Raw genomic sequence first — 17,295 nt, forward strand, 5'->3', positions numbered from 1 at the left:
CAAAAAATAAAACCTTCAAAAAACCCGCAGGCTCAAGCCTGGAGGCTCACAGGACAAAGCGGTGCCTGCGCGGGCTAAAAGAGCCTTGTTAGGTGCGATCGCATCAAAGCAAGGATGATTTATTTGTTGGAATCCCCTAAATAAATGTAGAGGCGATTCGCGAATCGCCTCTACATGATGATTTAGCGTTGGCCCTCCAACCAATAGGTCCATTCACCCTCGATCTAGATTAGAACCCCGCTTTCGGGTCCCCTCATTGAGGGTTTACTCTGCACTCGCCAAGGCAGTTAGGGCCGCGATCGCCTCTTGGTGATGGATGGTATCTCCTTGGCGAGAAAACAAGTTCGCCGCCGTTTGTAAGTCCCCGATCGCCCCTTGGCGATCGCCCATTTCAGCCCTCGCCCGACCCCGATAGTTATAGGCACTGGCATACTTCTCATTCAGACTCAGGGCTTGGGTAAAGTCCTCGATTGCCCCATGATAATCAGTCCCTGCGGACCGGGCAACCCCCCGATTCAAGTAGGCGACGGCATCATCGGGTTTCAACCGCAAGGCTTCTGTATAATCCGCGATCGCCCCCGCATAGTCCGCTTGGTTATACCGGGCCAATCCTCGGTTATTGTACGCCACCGCATCTTGGGGATTCAGTTGAATCGCGCGAGTATAATCCTCTGCCGCTTGTTGATAATTGCCCAAGCGTCCGTAGGCTTCCCCGCGATAGAAATAAGCCCCTGTCTGTTCCGGCGCTTTCAGAATAGACTCGGTGTAATCGCCAATTGCCCCAGTATAATCTCCCTGATTAAACCGGGCAAATCCTCGGTTAAAATACACCACCGCTTCATTGTCATTCAATTCCAGCGATCGCGTATAGTCGGAAATTGCCCCGGCAAAATCCCCGATTTGGAACTTCGCCAATCCGCGATTATTATACGCTGTCGGCTGATTGCCATCAATCTGCAACGCGCGAGTATAATCATCAACCGCCCCTTGGTAATCCCCAATATCCAACCGCTCAAATCCGCGATTGTAATAGGCACTGGCATTGGCGGGATTCAGCAACGGTTCACTAAAGCGCTCAATTAACCCTTGAATAATCTTCGGATCGGTTGTGCGTAATCCCACTTCCCGTTCCGGTATCGCATCACTGCTACTCAGGAAGTGATGAGTTGCCAACATCGCCCAACTGTCATCGCACACCAAAAAGTTCTCATGAGTGCCAAGAACTTTTAATTGCAGGCGATCGCCATATTGACTCCGCAGATGTTCCAAATCATTCAAGGCATCATATAACCCGCGTTTTGCCATCGGGTCCAGTTGCCAATGTTCATTAATCCGGATGGGGAATTCTCCCGCTTCGATATCCCGCAGATGTCCCCAACCGATTTCGACTTGAACACCCTGTTGCAGCAATCCTTCTAGTTTTTGCAGCAGAATACTATCCAATCCCGCCCGACTGACCCAAGGACAGACTAAAATCAGGCGATGTTGAACCGTATCGATCGCCTCGAATAGTTGTGCTCTAATCGCGGGTCGGTCAAACACTAACTCATACTGATGAGCTTTAATCCCTTCCAGCAAGGATTCAATTTGATAGAGTTGCTGGGCGATCGCCGGAGAAATTAGGGATTGCAGATGACCACTTTCCGGGGTAGTGTGAGGCACTTCTGGATGGGTTGCCAGGGCTTTAAGCTGCTGACTCAGTTGCTCAATCTGCGGTTGCACGGAAACTTGTCCCGGGCGATTGCGCCACTGTTCCAGTTGTCCTTCCAGTTGCCCTAATGCCGCTTCTAACCGTTCGATTCTCTCCGGGGTCACATCGGATAAGTGACCGATGGATTCGCTCACTTGTGCCAGGGCCGATCGCAACTCAGAAATTTCCAACCGCAGGACATCGATCGCTTCCGCATCCCGTTCCTCTCTTGGGGATTGGCTAGGATTGGGCAGTTGTTCCAATCGCCGATCCAGTTCGCTAACACTCGCACTCAGGGTCTCAATTTGCTCCAATTCCGGGCGAGAGTTGAACTGTTCCAGCAATTGGTGGATTTGCTGAGTCACCTCACTGGACACCGCATTGGGAACCCCACTCCCTTGCCATTCCAGTTGTTCCCGCAGACTCTGCACCTCTTGGCGCAACTCCTCCCGTTCTTGCGGCAAGGTTTCGTCTAGGCGTGAGTTCAGTTCGCTCACAATGCTATCCAGTTGACTGAGGCGATTGCTCACTTCACTCTGGTTTTCCAGGGAGTTTGTGAGTTCTCGCACTTCTGCCAGATTTGCGGTAACCTCCTGCAATGCTTGATTCAGTTGTTCCACATCGGATTGTGAGGCGATCGCGTCGGGTAAATTATTGACGCGATCGGCTAACTGTTCAAGCTGGTCCTGGAGTTCGGGAATGGGAAACCCCGAGAGGAGATCCACCCGTTCTTTGAGGGTTGTGAGGGCCGTTTCTAGGGGTTCTAAGGCTTCTGGTGCAACAAATTGGGGTAATCCCTCGATTTTCTCCTGTAATCCGGCGAGGGCAGTTTTCCAGGACCCCTGTTCTTGTTGTAGGGCCGCTAATCCACTGGTTAACTGTTCTAACTCCCGGGTTTGCAGGGCCAAATCTTCTTGGATGCGGCGCAGGTTTACTGCTTCTAGGGGGGCTAACCGCGTATCAATTTCGGCGATCGCCTCGCTGACAGATTCGGCAATTTTCCGCAGGGATTCATCCACCCCCGTTAAATCTACTCCGACAGCAGTACCATTTCCCCCTACTCCGAGGCGTTCTAAATCTAACTGCTGTTCTAGTTGAGGAATCAAGGCGATCGCTAAGGATAAAGCATTTTTCAAGCGTTCCACCTGCTCAATATCCGGTTGCGCTGCCACCTTCTGATTCAACTGTTCCAGTTGCATCCGCAACTCGCTCACCGGGGCGATCGCCTGTTCTAACTGCTGCTGCCGTTCCTGCAATTTGGCGATCGCCGAACTTAAGGAGTTCACTTGTTCCGCGCCAAATTCCAAAGGATTTCCGGCGCTAACACGCGCTTCGAGATCCGCCCGCAACCCGGCAATTTCCTGCTCAATCGCTTGACTCACACTAGAGCGAACCGTTTCCAGTCGCTGTTCAATTTGAGCAATTTCAGACAACACCGGGTTTAAATCCGGAGTCCCCCCGCCCGGGTCCAATTTCGAGAGTTTATTTTGAAATTGGGCAATTTTGCTATTAATTTGGGCGATCGCACTCTCCAATCGCTCAACCCCATGTCCACTCTTGGAGGAGTCTGCGCCATTGAGTTGTGCAGTCAGGGCCGCCAAAGTCTCCTGGACCCCGGCATAATTCTCCCGAAGCACAGAAATATCTTGGCGCAAGGGATTCAACTCCAACCCTTGCGCCAAAGACAGGGTTTTTTCTAACTGTCGCTTAACCGCTTCAAATTCTTCCGAATGTTTCGACACTGCCGACTGGACATGATTAAATTCCGAATCCGTCGGCAATCCCTGCACTTGTTCGCGTAAAATCCCTAACTCCCGGGCGAGTTTCTCCCGGAGTTCGATGTCATTGCCTCCGAAGGACGCTTCCTGCGCTAATCGACGGCGATTAGCCAAATTGAGGACCACGGACAGGGATAGGGGCGTTGCAGCATAAACAATCTGCTGCGTCGCGATCGCTGCTACGGAACCCGCCACGGAACCCGCCACGGATAAATATTCCAGAATTTCTAGCCAACTTCGCTTAGTCATTTTAATGGAGAGGCCGATGTTTGGTTTGTATGAGGATTTTTCTGATATATGCGGTCAATTTTACCCTGGGAGTTATCCTCCTGGGGCGATCGAATTTCAATTCGTTGCCCAGGAGTCAATGTAACGTAACGGTAGTTAGTCTCCCAATCCGGACCAATCCCAACGAATCCCTAAGACTCCCCGGAGATTGCCCTTAATTCCCCGAGGAGTTGCCTTCGCCTTAATCACTACCCAGGGGCGGCACTTCAATCGTTGCCTCCCCTGTAGCAATATCTAGCAAACTTTCTAAACTCATCGTATCCATCGACTGCGGATGCACGGGTTCCAATACATCAATCAGCAACATCAACTGATCAATCGCAAGGCGAGTAATTTTACCCCCCTCAATCCGATTAATCTGGGGTCCTGATATCCCAGGGACCAGTTCCGGGTCGATATAGAGGTCCTTCCCTCGCTCTTTCAGCAAGATCGACTCTTGGGTTGCAATGTACTGCCCCAGATCATGGACCGACGTCCAACCCCGATAATGTCTAAGCCAACGCAGGTATCGGCCTAAATGTAGCAATCCCACCTGAGTTAACCGGCGATTTTTCGTAAGCGTGTTTTGGGGCATATTAATTTAGCTGCTATCCGTTGTTTTTCTTGCAGACAACCAGTATGATGTTATCTTAACATAGCGAATTACTGATGAAGAATTAAATTTTATCGGATTTCAGGTTCTTAATATGTTATCATGGCCTTAAAAAAATCCCGGCCTTGGTGGGACCCCACCCTAAACCATTCCTGCTGTCTTGAGGCGGACACCGGAGATAGAGTGCCAGTGTTAGCGGTGATGGTTTATCCGTAATTTTGAATCATATCATAGGTCTGGGTCCCTGTAAATCCTCAGACCCCGGCAGTTGAAAATTATACAACAAGGGCGGCTATGTGGGTGATGTTTTGGCGTTTTCACCCTTACATTTGTGTTAAAATAGCCTCCAAAAGTAGCAAACCCCAAAAATTATTAAAAATCATGGAAAAGGTAATTGCAGAACATATTGAAATCACTCCCGGCGTTTGTGGAGGTCAACCGCGAATTGCTGGACATCGGATTAAAGTGCAAGATGTTGTGATTTGGTCGGAAGAAATGGGAATGTCTCCCGATGAAATCCTCTATCATTACCCCTCTATTACATTATCAGATGTCTATGCAGCCTTAGCCTATTATCACGACAATCGAGAAGAAATCAGACTCCAAATTCGAGAAGATGAAGCATTTGCCACAGAAATGGAATCAAAAACCCCGTCACTCCTTCAAGAAAAACTAAAGTCTCGAAAAAATGCCTAAAACAATTTGCTTTCATTTAGATGAAAATGTCAGCTATGCCATAGCAAATGGATTACAACGGCGTGGAATTGATGTCACAACTACACCAGAAGCTGGCTTAATCGGGGCGTCAGATGAAGAACAACTCGCTTTTGTAATAGAACAAAAGCGAGTGATGTTTACCCAAGACACCGATTTTTTAAGAATAGCTGGAATGGGAATCAATCATAACGGAATAGTTTACTGTCAGCAAAAAAGTCGCTCTATGGGCGACATTATAAGGGGCCTAACTTTAATTTGGGAATACCTAGAACCCGAAGAAATACAAGGAAAAATTGAATTTATTTAACACTGAAGTCGTTTCTTCATGTTCGTAGTAACGACTTCAGTCGTTTCTTCCAAAGGTTGTTGCCACCCAACGGCCCCCGACGGTTGAGGGGGTTAATAGCTAATTTCTAGGGTGACTGAGGCGGAAATCTCCCGATCGCCTCCAATGACAGGGGTGGAAAAATCTGCTGCCGCTTCCATGCGTGAGAACATCGGTTGTGGATAGGGAGTAGCGGAATTGACTTGGATTTTGACAATTTCTCGCCGGGTGAGATTGAGTTCAGATAAGACGGTATCCGCTTGGGTGAGGGCGTCTTGGGTGGCGGCGCGAATCGCTTGCTGACGGGCGGTTTCCATTGCTGCATCGGCGGCGGTGAAGCTGACTCCATCAATGCGGGTTGCACCGGCAGTCACTGCCTCATCTAACAAGGTTCCGGCGCGATCGGTGGGGAGGCGAAAACTGACGATATTTGAGGCAGAATAGCCGGTAATCGTAGGCGCTGCGTTGTCATTACTGCGATACAAGGGGTTGAGTTGTATGCCGGTGGTTTGGAGTTTCTCCACATTGCGCGATCGCAACAGTTCCACCAATGCTTGCGATCGCCTTGCTACCTCTTGTTGCACCTCTTGGGCGGTCCTTCCCTGCACTTCCACCCCTAATCTCACCTCGGTTAACGTGGTGGGAATACTGACGATTCCCTGTCCCGTGACGGTGAGGTTGCGAGAGGGTTGTTCCTGGGCAGAAACAGCATTGAGACTGGGCGGAATACTAAACAGTCCCAAGGCAAGGGCAACAGCGGCGATCGGACTTAAGACGTTCAGCTTGGTTGGCATTAATCGATTCATCATGATAGGGGTTCCGGTGAAATTCATCTATAAGCATAGTCTGACATTTCCCCGATGAATGCGATCGCCTGGTTACACTTTTGGAAACTAATTTTTTTTTACCACCCTCTAATCGGGGATTAAATCCCCTCGAATTTAACGTAACCCGGCATTTTGCCGAGCATAATTCAAATTATTTTGATATTCTCCCACCTTTTGTTGAGCGGTTGCATAATTGGCACTATCTTGGGGAACAACTTGCATGAAGGCGATCGCCTCTTGCCAGTGTTTGGCGACTTGTAACCACTGTTCGGGAGTTTTGGCAGTTTGGGTTAGGGTTGCTGCACTCGTTGCCTTCTTAACGGCTTCCCCAAAGGGGTCGGAATTGGGCGCAATTTCTACAGTCCGAGTTTCCGTTTGAATGGTAAATTCAACCCGCCGATTTTTTTCCCGTCCCTGGGGATTATCAGAACCATCGGGATTGGTATTCGGGGCGATCGGTTGACTTTTTCCTAATCCTTGTGTTTGGATACGGGTAGGTTCCGCTTGAAAGTTATTCACAAAATAATATTTCACTGCCGCTGCTCGTTTTTGAGACAATTCTATATTATATTCGTCGGTGCCTTTGCTGTCTGTATGTCCATGAATCAACACCCGGGCATCCTTAAAATGGGTCAGCACTTGATTGACTTTTTCCAAGGTGGGTTTTGCTGCCGCCCGGACGTGATATTTATCGAATTCAAATAAAATATTGTCGGAAAGATTAAATCTAATCCCTTCAAGGGTGGTTTCCGCATTTAATTCCGTGAGGGTTTGTTCCACCTCAACTGGCGTCGGCAACACCGTTTCTACCAGAATTCGGGTTGAATCCGTCGGGTCTTCTTCCGCAGTTACTAGAGTCGGTTCCGGTGGCGGTTCTACTTGGACTGAAGTTGCAGGAGGGAGCGTTTCTGTTGTTGCTGAACTCGGTTCTGGTGTTGTTTCTACGGGTACTGGAGTCGGCGGGGGTTGTGTTTCTACGTTTGGTCTCCTTTTAGCCAGAAATTGAGGGTCAATCCTGCTCATGGGAACAGGTTTAAAGGTCCATGTTGTCCTAGGGGTCTGGTTAACCTTTTCTAATTGAGTGACAGGAACGGGGACGATTTCATAGGTGGTAACTTTGGATAAGTTTTGCTGGGAATTTTGGCAAGCGTTAGTCGTTAACAGCAAGCTAGAGGCGATGACTAGATTTAGGGATTTAATTGGTTGGGTCATTTTCGGAATTTCTGGAAATTTCAATATTTCTCATATCAAATTGAGTCCACTGTCGGGAAGAAGAATTAGCCCGGACCCACTCCATTCTAGTTTCTAATCGGATTGAGTTAACTTCCGGCAATAACCGACCCATAAATACAAATTGACCGTTAAGAGTCGTGCCCGGTGGGATTTGAATCAGGGGATTATCTGGAGGAATAGCTAGATTATATTTATTGTTTTTGTCATCATAGATAAAGATATGTTCTTTTTCAGTATCAATTTCGATGACCTCTCGGCGGCCATTGGTGATGGATAATGTTAGAATTGTACTATCTTCAGCCAATGCGACTTCTGTCAAGCGCATCACGATTTCGCTTTGATTCATTTGTAAATCATAACGTTCTGTCACCGTTGGAGATGTTGTGGTTGCGGGTGCGCCTCCTGGGAGTTTCTGTGCCAAGGGGTTAGAATCACACCCCACACAGACCAAGGAGAGGAAGGCGATCGCGGCGAACAGGCGAAGGTTCATAGATGCGCGGTTTTTAATATTAATTGATTATTGTACTCGATATCCGGGAATCGGTGGTTGGGTTAATCTTTAAGAATTATTAAGAAATGTTGCCTCATTTTTGGGCCTCAGTAGTAATGCGGAAACTGTCAATATTACTACAGTTATAAAACAATAAATTTATGTCTTAATTTTGAACAAAACCCCAGAAACTTTATAGGTTTTTCCAGTGTTATGAGGTACATTTTCTAGGAGTGCGAGCATCTTGCTCGCTTTCTAAAATGGCGAGCAAGATGCAAAGCCTACGGCATAGCTTCGCTTACCGCACTCCTGTCAATATTTGTACCATAAGAGTCCTGGAATCGCTCTATTTAGCCAACCTATGATAAAATAACACAATCCCTCTATCCGCCACAAAATCATGTCCAACTTAACCCTCAAAGACCTAGAAATACTTCAAGGTGTCATCAATCAAGCGGGGTTGGACTATCAATTAGAATTAGAAAAGGGCCAAATTTCCATCCGGGGACCTTCAGATATTGTATCCAGTGAGATTGGGGTTCGGTTAATTGCGGCGCTTTATGCTTGGATTAATCCGCGTCGATTGGGGCGAGTTTTTGACTCTGCCGGTGGGTTTATTTTACCGAATAGTAATCTGAAAGCCCCGGATGTTTCTTTTGTCAAAGCAGAACGGTTGCGGCGTAGTATTCGGTATTTTGCCGAACTGGTTCCGGATTTAGTGGTGGAAATTAAATCCGAAGGCGATCGCATTCCTCCCATCCAGCAGAAACTCCAGCAATACCTGGAACAAGGCGCACAAGTAGCAATTTTAATTGACCCGGATGAACAAACAGTGACCGTTTATCGTCCCACGGGGGAACCGCTGCAACTTCAAGGGGATGAAACCTTAACGATTCCCGAACTGTTACCGGGTTGGGAATTGTTGGTTTCTGAACTTTGGCCGCCTATTTTTGAGGAAAATGAGTAAAACCAGTGGCGAAATCCATCCGATGTCAACAGTCCCCAAATTTGGTAAAATTACAAAGCAGATCTGATACCAAATCCGGTTGTCAAACACCGGCTTTCCTCTTCAGCCCGCGCAGGCGGGCTTCGTCCGTATAGCCCCACCCTTCAGGGTGCGGGTGTTTCCTCAGCCCTTACCGCTTTTGCTTCGTTCAACCATGACCTCAACCCTTGACTTTCTGGCCCATCTGAACCCCAACCAACGGCGCGCTGCGGAACATTTCTGTGGCCCCTTGTTAGTCGTTGCCGGGGCGGGTTCGGGCAAAACTCGGGCGCTTACTTATCGAATTGCTAATTTAATCCGCACTCATCAAGTCCATCCTGAGGATATCCTGGCGGTGACCTTTACGAATAAGGCGGCCCGGGAAATGAAGGAACGGATTGAGAAGATTTTTGCCGATACGGTGGCAGAACAAAAGTATGATAAACCGTTTTCCGCCCTAGATCCAGCGGAACAAACTCAGGTGCGATCGCAGGTGTGGAGAAACAGCATTAAACCCCTGTGGATTGGCACGTTTCATTCGCTCTGTTCCCGGATTTTGCGCTACGATATTGAAAAATTTAAAGATGAAAATGGTAGGCAATGGAACCGCAAATTCTCTATCCTAGATGAGTCCGATGCTCAAACGGCTATCAAGGATATTGTCATCAAACAGATGAATTTGGATAACAAAAAATTTGAGCCTCGCAAAATCCGCTATGAAATTAGTGGGGCGAAAAATAAGGGTTTGTCTCCTCGGGAGTTAGAAGCGACTGACCCGGAAAATTACCGCAATCGCAAGGTAGCGGAGATTTATAGTCGCTATCAGGATACTTTGGCGGCGAATAATGCCCTGGATTTTGATGATTTGATTCGGATTCCGGTGGAACTGTTTCGGCAAGATGCTCAAGTTTTGGATTACTGGCATCGCAAGTTTCATCATATTTTGGTGGATGAATATCAGGATACCAACCGCACTCAATATGATTTTATTCGGATGTTAGTCACCAATGGAGCATCGGCGAAGTCATTTAACAAATGGGAAAATCGCTCGGTTTTTGTGGTGGGGGATGTAGACCAATCCATTTATTCCTTCCGCATGGCGGATTATACCATTTTGCTGGAGTTTCAGGAAGATTTTGGGGATGGCTTAGAGGATGATGAAACCCAAACTTTAGTGAAATTAGAGGAGAACTATCGGTCCCGGGAAAATATCCTCGAAGTTGCTAATAAACTGATTGAGAATAACACGGAACGCATTGAGAAGGTGTTGCGTCCCACCCGGGGAGAAGGGGAAGCGATTATCTGTTATCGGACCGAAAATGATTTAGATGAAGCCCAATATGTGGTAAATCAAATTCGGATGTTGCACAATCAGCATCCGGAGTTGGATTGGGGTTCGTTTGCGATTTTGTATCGGACCAATGCTCAATCGCGCTCTTTTGAGGATGTGTTAGTTAAAATGAATATCCCCTATCGGGTGGTGGGGGGTTTGAAGTTCTACGATCGCAAGGAAGTTAAGGATGCGGTTGCCTATTTGCGCGCCCTTGCTAACCCCTCGGATTCGATTAGTTTGCGCCGGATTATTAATACTCCCAAACGCAGTATTGGGAAAACAACCTTAGATCGTCTGGATGAGGCAGCAAAGCAGTTAGGTGTGCCTCTGTGGGAAATTCTCAGTGATGATACATCAGTGAAAACCCTGGCAGGGCGATCGGTGAAACAAGTGTTAGAATTTGCTGCATTAATGTCCCGATGGCAGGAACAAGTGGAAACCTTACCGGCGATCGAAATCCTGAAAGGGATTATGGAAGAATCCAAGTATATGGAATCCCTGAAACTGGAAAATACCGATGAAGCGTTAAACCGGATGGCAAACATTGAACAGTTGTATAACGCCACAATGCAATTTGCTGAAGAAAATGAAGACAATTCTTTAACCGGATTTCTTTCCAGTGCCTCCCTTGCTTCGGAGTTAGACAACTTAGAAGAAGGGGAACAAGCGGTGTCTTTGTTAACCATTCATTCCGCCAAAGGGTTAGAATTCCCCGTGGTCTTTTTAGTGGGAATGGAAGAGGGTTTATTCCCCAATTTCCGCAGTGTGAATGACCCGCGCAGTCTGGAAGAAGAACGCCGACTTTGCTATGTGGGGATTACTCGCGCCCAGGAACGATTGTTTTTAACTCATGCTTTAGAACGGCGCTTGTGGGGGTCTTATGAACGCGCTCAACCCTCCCGATTTCTAGCAGAATTACCCCGGGATTTACTCCAGGGAAATTCGGTTCCCAAGGAAAAAACTCGCCGCAGTTCTGGGACTGCAAAAACGCAAAAAGGGGCAGCAGCGAAGGAGACTTGGCAGGTGGGAGATATGGTGGTTCATGATACCTTTGGTCCTGGGGAAGTGTCTCACGTTTTCGGGTCTGCTACTAAGATGTCCTTGGCGATTAAATTTATGCGAGGAGGTCAAAAAATTATCGACCCGCAGACGGCCCCGATGGAAAAATTAAATTAATTCCGGGAACTAAAAATCAGAGATGGCGTCTGGAAACAGCCTGGATTTTGGATGGAATACGGTATTCAAAGGTCTGATGAGAACCCCGCAGCCTGAAGGCTGGGGCTATACGGACGAAGCCCGCCTGCGCGGGCTGAAGAAGAAGCCCGCACCCTTTAGGATGGCGGTTTTTGCTCAAATTATGATTGCGATCGCAGAGATTAAACCGATGGAAAGAGGACTGATGTGGTTACCCTTGCTGGCCCTATTTATAGGACTGGCTTGGGCAGGATGGAACGAATATCAAAAAGTGGAAGCCTATCGGACTTGGGCGCAGGGATTCGATCGCACCAAGTATGATATTTATGCGGTATTAGGAGAGAAGGGTGACTGCCTGACTTGGGGAAAACCCACGCGCAAAGGTCCGGTGAATCAAGAAACCTTTTCCTTAAAAGAGGTACAGTCATTGAACCTGCTGGTGAATCAACAACCTGTGACAGTCGATACTCTACCGGAGAATCTCAAAGCCAAGACCATTGCTTTAGAATTTTTGTTTCCATCCCCACAAGATTCAGTACAGATTCCCTTTACCGAAGTGGCGATCGCTGTGGAATGGACAAAATATTTACAACAACAATGGCAAAAGTGGCAGGAGGGGACGGAGGATTGAGTCAACGCCTCCTTTAAAAATCCATGAATCTAAACTCTAAAATAGCAATGGTAGGGTGGGCAATGCCCACCTTTGGGTGTAGGTGGGCATTGCCCACCCTACTCCTTTAACTCCGCCCTCAAAAATCCGTGAATCTAAACTCTAAAATAGTGTTAGATCCTAGGTGAACACTTAATTTTCTAATGAAGCCAATATGACCTTAAAACCTTTGTCCGGGAAAAAATTTAGTGCCTTAGTCTTAGCTGGAATGGCGACTCTGGGAGTGTTTCCCCTACATTTTCTAGCCAGCGCCCCCCCATTGCTGGCCCAACAGCGCACCCCCAGTTCCCGACTGGTCCGAACCATTGGCGATCGCGCTTTCCCGATTTTTGCCGTTGCCTATAGTCCAACTGCCCCAGTGGTCGTCAGTGGTAGCAATGAAGATACCATCAAATTTTGGAATGCCGACACCGGAGAACTCAACTATACCGCTTCTGTTCATTTAGATGACGTGAGGGCTTTGGATATCTCTCCCAACGGTCAACTCCTAGCCAGTGGTAGCGATGACAATACCGCCAACCTCTGGAACATGGAAACCGGACAGTTGATTTATACCCTTTACGGTCACACAAAAGGGGTGAGAACCGTGGCATTTAGTCCCGATGGCCGGACCCTGGCAACGGGCAGTTGGGATAACACGGTGAAACTGTGGAACGTAGAGAATGGGCAAATCATTCGCACCTTGAGCGCCCATGAGGATGGGGTAGATGCCGTTGCCTTCAGTCCCAATGGCGCAACCTTGGCATCCGGGGGACTGGATAACAATGTCAAACTCTGGAATCTGAATACTGGGGAGTTAATCACCACCATTCCCGCCCATGATGATTGGGTGAGTTCCGTTGCCTTTACCCCCGATGGACAGACCCTCGTCAGTGCCAGTTACGATAATACTGTCAAGGTTTGGGATGTGAATCGCGGCCAATTGTTGCGGACCCTGACGGGTCATTCCTTCCCGGTATATCAAGTTGCGATTACCCCTGATGGACGCACCGTTGCCTCCGTTAGTGACGATCGCACAGTCCGACTCTGGGATATCGGGAGTGGGAGATTAGTGGAAACCCTTACGGGTCATGAGAAATCCATCTTTTCCGTTTCAATGGGACCCGATGGGAGACGATTGGCGACGGCGGGGAATGATAACACCATCAATATCTGGGAATTAGGTCGGTAATTGGGGAAGAGACCCGCAGGCTAAAGCCTGGGGCTACACGGACGAAGCCCGCCTGCGCGGGCTGAAGAAGGGCCCGCACCCTCTTTGGGTGCGGGTTTTTGCAAAATTTAGCCCCGGTCTTGCATTCGGGCTAATAATGCGGCACCATAGGCGGCTTCTGTTTGTGTCGGCGTAGTGACCGGAACATTCAAGCGACGTTGACGAATTGCGGTCCAGGTGGGGTTTCTTGACCCACCGCCTGCGGTGTAAACTCGCTTGAGTCCCGTGGCACCAAATTCTTGTAACAGTTCATATCCCCGCGCTTCAATGCGGGCTATGCTTTCTAATAATCCATGCAAAAATTCCACATCGGACTGAGGACGGGGTTCTAATCGCGGGGGGAGTTCGGGATTATTTAAGGGAAAGCGTTCCCCGGGTTTGAGGAGGGGATAATATTTCAGAGGACTTTCCAGGTTTGGGTCAATGCTTTCGCTGAATTCTGCTAGTTGCCGATCGCTGAAAAACTCACGCAGAACCGCGCCTCCAGTATTCGATGCCCCGCCCGTTAGCCATAAATTGCCGAGACGATGACTATAAATCCCATAGCGCGCATCATCGACGCGATCGCGACTCAGGAGTTTGAGCACCAGGGTTGAACCCAGGGAAGTCACCGCCTCTCCCGGTTCCCTGGCACCAGATGCCAGAAATGCGGCAATACTGTCCGTGGTTCCAGCGCAAATCACGCAATCCGCAGGCAACCCAAAGCGATCGCCCATTTCTGCGGTTACCGGCGCGACTGGCGTTCCCGGTTTGACCACATGAGGCAAATAGGGAATAAACTTGGTAAACAGTTGCGGCAAGGCCAGTCGCAACCATTCGGGATAAAATAAATGCTCGGGGTCATACCCCAATTTCAGGGCATTATGATAGTCGCTGATGCCCATTTGACCGTGGAGTTGAAAACCCAGCCAATCCGCTTGATGCAGAAAGAATAAACCCGTAGTTGCCACCCGGTGCAGGGCATCAGGATACAATTTGGGATGACGGGCATACCACAACAGCTTGGCCAAACTGGAAGTCGCCCCAGTCGCCGGATGATTGGGGGGGGCAATTTCCCGTAATGTCTCCATCACCGTGATTCCCCGGGCATCATTGTAGAGAATCGGTTCCGCCACCGGAGTGCCACTGCGATCGCATAGCAACACCGTAGAGGATGTCCCATCAATGGCGATCGCGCCGATGGACTGCCTTACCGTAATCGGGATTTGGTCCAGTAACGCCCATAACCCCTCCTGCCACAGTTCCGGGGTTTGTCGGTCCAGGGGAAAATCCGCCTGTGCCTGAATCCCTGCATGGTCATCGATCGCCACTGCACGAGCACCAGAAGTCCCGAAGTCTATGCCGAGATAGAGGGTCATGGGTCATTTGTCCTTTGTCATTTGTCGTTTGTCATTGGTCATTTGTCCTTTGTCGTTGGATGACGGCGTAAGGATTTTCACTGTCTTATGTCATTTCTCTAGTGACCCAGGACCAGTGACCCAGGACCCAGGACCAATGACAAATGACCACTGACCTCAACACTTACCATCCTCTAGTTTAGGCGATGGTGTTGGTCCTTTGTCCTTTGTCCTTTGTCCTTTGTCATTGGTCGTTGTTGACCCAGGACCCAGGACCAATGACAAAGGACCAATGACTTAAAAAATCTCAAGGTTTTAAGTGGCCTTCTGGATCAAAAATAATAAATAAGCGCAAACAAGAGACTGTAAACACCATGTCCCAACCCACGATTGAATCGATTCTTAACGAAAAACGGCAGTTTCCGCCATCAGCGGAATTTTCCAAAAATGCTCGCATCAAGAGTTTAGAAGAGTATCAGGCGCTTTATGACCAAGCTGCCGCCAATCCCGAACAGTTCTGGGAACAGCTTGCAGAGAAAGAACTGCACTGGTTCAAAAAATGGGATAAAGTCCTCGACTGGCAACCCCCCAATGCTAAATGGTTTGTCGGGGGTCAGATGAATATTTCCTACAACTGTCTCGATCGCCACCTCACCACCCACCGCAAAAATAAAGCGGCCCTGATTTGGGAAGGAGAACCGGGAGACTCCCGGACCCTCACCTACGCCCAATTGCACCGGGAAGTCTGCCAAATGGCGAACGTAATCAAAGATATGGGGGTGAAAAAAGGCGATCGCGTCGGCATCTATATGCCAATGATTCCTGAAGCAGCAATCGCCATGTTGGCCTGTGCCCGCATCGGGGCCGCCCATACGGTGATTTTTGGCGGATTTAGCGCCGAATCCCTCAAGGACCGCCTGGTGGATGCCCAAGCTAAATTGGTGATTACTGCGGATGGTGGATGGCGCAAAGAATCCATTGTCGCCCTGAAAGAGCAAGTGGATAAAGCCCTAGAACTAGGGGCCAGCAGTGTCGAGCACGTTCTGGTTGTCAAACGGACGGGACAAGAAATCGCCATGACACCGGACCGCGATCGGTGGTGGCATGAACTGCAACCCACCGCCTCCGCCAACTGTCCCGCAGAACCGATGGATAGCGAGGACTTGCTATTCATCCTCTACACCTCTGGCACCACCGGCAAACCGAAAGGGGTCGTCCATACCACTGCGGGATACAACCTTTACACCCATGTCACCCTGCAATGGACCTTTGACCTGCAAGAAACTGATGTTTATTGGTGTACCGCTGATGTCGGTTGGATTACTGGCCATAGTTATATCGTCTATGGACCCTTGTCTAACGGTGCAACCACCGTCATGTATGAAGGGGCACCACGACCCTCAAACCCGGGTTGTTTCTGGGATGTCATCGAAAAATATGGGGTTACCATCTTCTATACCGCCCCCACGGCGATTCGGTCCTTCATCAAAATGGGGGACCAACATCCCAACGCCCGGGATTTGTCTTCCCTGAGATTATTGGGCACCGTCGGCGAACCGATTAACCCCGAAGCCTGGATCTGGTACGCTCATGTGATTGGTGGCGATCGCTGTCCGATTGTCGATACCTGGTGGCAAACCGAAACCGGCGGATTTATGATTACCCCCTTACCCGGTGCCATTCCAACAAAACCCGGTTCTGCCACCCGTCCCTTTCCCGGAATTTTGGCCGAAATTGTAGACCTAGACGGCAGTCCCGTCCCCGCCAATGAAGGGGGATATCTCGTCATTAAGCACCCTTGGCCGGGAATGATGCGCACCGTCTACGGAGACCCAGACCGCTTCCGGCGCACCTATTGGGAACATATCGCCCCCAAAGACGGCCATTATCTCTACTTTGCGGGAGATGGTGCCCGTTGCGACGAAGACGGCTATTTCTGGGTGATGGGTCGTGTGGATGACGTGATTAACGTTTCGGGACACCGTTTAGGGACAATGGAAATCGAGTCCGCCCTAGTCTCTCATGAGTCCGTCGCTGAAGCAGCGGTGGTGGGTAAACCCGATGAAGTACGCGGGGAGGCGATCGTTGCCTTCTTATCCTTAGAAGACGGATATGAACCTAGTCCGGAACTGGAAAAAGCGCTGAAACAGCACGTTGTCAATGAAATTGGGGCCTTAGCGCGACCTACGGAAATCCGATTTACTGAGGACCTACCCAAAACGCGATCGGGCAAAATCATGCGCCGCCTGCTTCGTAATCTTGCTGCTGGGGAAGAAATTGCGGGAGATACCTCGACTCTACAAGACCGCAGTGTGTTGGATAAACTCAGAAGCGGGGGTTAAAACCCTTCTGTGGTAAGGTTTTCAGGTGAAGAGTCGGAGACCTAACCCCCCAGCCCCCTTCCCTAAGAGGGCAGGGGGGGCAGGAAAGTCTTGATTCTCCCTCTCTTCTTAGGAGAGGGCAGGAAAGTCTTGATTCTCCCTCTCCTCTTAGGGGATTCCAACAAATAAATCATCCTTGCTTTGATGCGATCGCACCTAACAAGGCTCTTTTAGCCCGCGCAGGCACCGCTTTGTCCGTGTAGCCCCAGGCTTGAGCCTGCGGGTTTTTTGAAGGTTTTATTTTT

13 protein-coding genes are annotated in these 17,295 nt (G+C 49.1%); 7 read left to right on the forward strand and 6 right to left on the reverse strand.

The features are described from left to right. Nucleotides 1-264: 264 nt before the first annotated feature. Together NG833_RS13150 and NG833_RS13155 are read right to left on the reverse strand one after the other, a co-directional pair. Nucleotides 265-3,717 (reverse strand): tetratricopeptide repeat protein, encoded by a 3,453-nt coding sequence (locus tag NG833_RS13150; RefSeq protein ID WP_254565739.1) that lies wholly within the window; start codon nt 3,715-3,717, stop codon nt 265-267. 220 nt (nt 3,718-3,937) lie between these two features. Further along, nucleotides 3,938-4,330 (reverse strand): hypothetical protein, encoded by a 393-nt coding sequence (locus NG833_RS13155; RefSeq protein ID WP_015148764.1) that lies wholly within the window; start codon nt 4,328-4,330, stop codon nt 3,938-3,940. Between the two features lie 399 nt (nt 4,331-4,729). Here NG833_RS13155 and NG833_RS13160 point away from each other — a divergent pair, with 399 nt between their 5' ends. Together NG833_RS13160 and NG833_RS13165 are read left to right on the forward strand one after the other, a co-directional pair. Continuing rightward, nucleotides 4,730-5,044: a DUF433 domain-containing protein gene (locus NG833_RS13160; protein ID WP_254565740.1), complete on the forward strand. Its 315-nt coding sequence runs from the start codon at nt 4,730-4,732 to the stop codon at nt 5,042-5,044. Beyond that, nucleotides 5,037-5,372 (forward strand): DUF5615 family PIN-like protein, encoded by a 336-nt coding sequence (locus NG833_RS13165; RefSeq protein ID WP_254565741.1) that lies wholly within the window; start codon nt 5,037-5,039, stop codon nt 5,370-5,372. Before NG833_RS13160 ends, NG833_RS13165 begins: the two co-directional genes overlap by 8 nt. Nucleotides 5,373-5,464: 92 nt before the next feature. On the opposite strand, the gene NG833_RS13170 is transcribed toward NG833_RS13165, so the two are convergent. The 3 genes from NG833_RS13170 to NG833_RS13180 form a co-directional block, all read right to left on the reverse strand. Then, on the reverse strand, nt 5,465-6,199 hold the full coding sequence (locus NG833_RS13170; RefSeq protein ID WP_254565742.1) for an SIMPL domain-containing protein: 735 nt from the start codon (nt 6,197-6,199) through the stop codon (nt 5,465-5,467). A gap of 132 nt (nt 6,200-6,331) precedes the next feature. Continuing rightward, nucleotides 6,332-7,429: an OmpA family protein gene (locus NG833_RS13175; protein ID WP_254565743.1), complete on the reverse strand. Its 1,098-nt coding sequence runs from the start codon at nt 7,427-7,429 to the stop codon at nt 6,332-6,334. Continuing rightward, a complete protein-coding gene (locus NG833_RS13180) occupies nt 7,413-7,940 on the reverse strand; it encodes a hypothetical protein (RefSeq protein ID WP_254565744.1) in 528 nt (175 codons plus the stop codon). The genes NG833_RS13175 and NG833_RS13180 overlap by 17 nt, the downstream gene beginning before the upstream one ends. A 400-nt stretch (nt 7,941-8,340) precedes the next feature. On the opposite strand from NG833_RS13180, the gene NG833_RS13185 reads away from it, so the two are divergent. The 4 genes from NG833_RS13185 (at nt 8,341) to NG833_RS13200 (ending at nt 13,293) form a co-directional block, all read left to right on the forward strand. Further along, nucleotides 8,341-8,907, forward strand: coding sequence for a Uma2 family endonuclease (locus NG833_RS13185; RefSeq protein ID WP_254565745.1), 567 nt, complete (start codon nt 8,341-8,343; stop codon nt 8,905-8,907). Nucleotides 8,908-9,100: 193 nt separating this feature from the next. Further along, nucleotides 9,101-11,434: a DNA helicase PcrA gene (gene pcrA / locus NG833_RS13190; protein WP_254565746.1), complete on the forward strand. Its 2,334-nt coding sequence runs from the start codon at nt 9,101-9,103 to the stop codon at nt 11,432-11,434. Nucleotides 11,435-11,642: 208 nt separating this feature from the next. Beyond that, nucleotides 11,643-12,083 (forward strand): hypothetical protein, encoded by a 441-nt coding sequence (locus tag NG833_RS13195; RefSeq protein ID WP_254565750.1) that lies wholly within the window; start codon nt 11,643-11,645, stop codon nt 12,081-12,083. Nucleotides 12,084-12,276: 193 nt separating this feature from the next. Further along, nucleotides 12,277-13,293, forward strand: a complete 1,017-nt coding sequence (locus NG833_RS13200) for a WD40 repeat domain-containing protein (RefSeq protein ID WP_254565747.1) — start codon at nt 12,277-12,279, stop codon at nt 13,291-13,293. A 107-nt stretch (nt 13,294-13,400) separates the two neighbouring features. Here the strand turns inward: NG833_RS13200 and NG833_RS13205 are convergent, their stop codons facing one another. After that, complete coding sequence (locus NG833_RS13205) at nt 13,401-14,690, reverse strand: FGGY-family carbohydrate kinase (protein WP_254565748.1); 1,290 nt, start codon at nt 14,688-14,690, stop codon at nt 13,401-13,403. Nucleotides 14,691-15,043: 353 nt separating this feature from the next. Here NG833_RS13205 and acs point away from each other — a divergent pair, with 353 nt between their 5' ends. Continuing rightward, complete coding sequence (gene acs / locus NG833_RS13210) at nt 15,044-17,011, forward strand: acetate--CoA ligase (RefSeq protein ID WP_254565749.1); 1,968 nt, start codon at nt 15,044-15,046, stop codon at nt 17,009-17,011. Nucleotides 17,012-17,295 lie beyond the last annotated feature (284 nt).

This window comes from Oscillatoria sp. HE19RPO (genome assembly GCF_024220515.1).
In the GTDB taxonomy this organism is placed as follows: Bacteria; Cyanobacteriota; Cyanobacteriia; order Cyanobacteriales; family Laspinemataceae; genus Laspinema.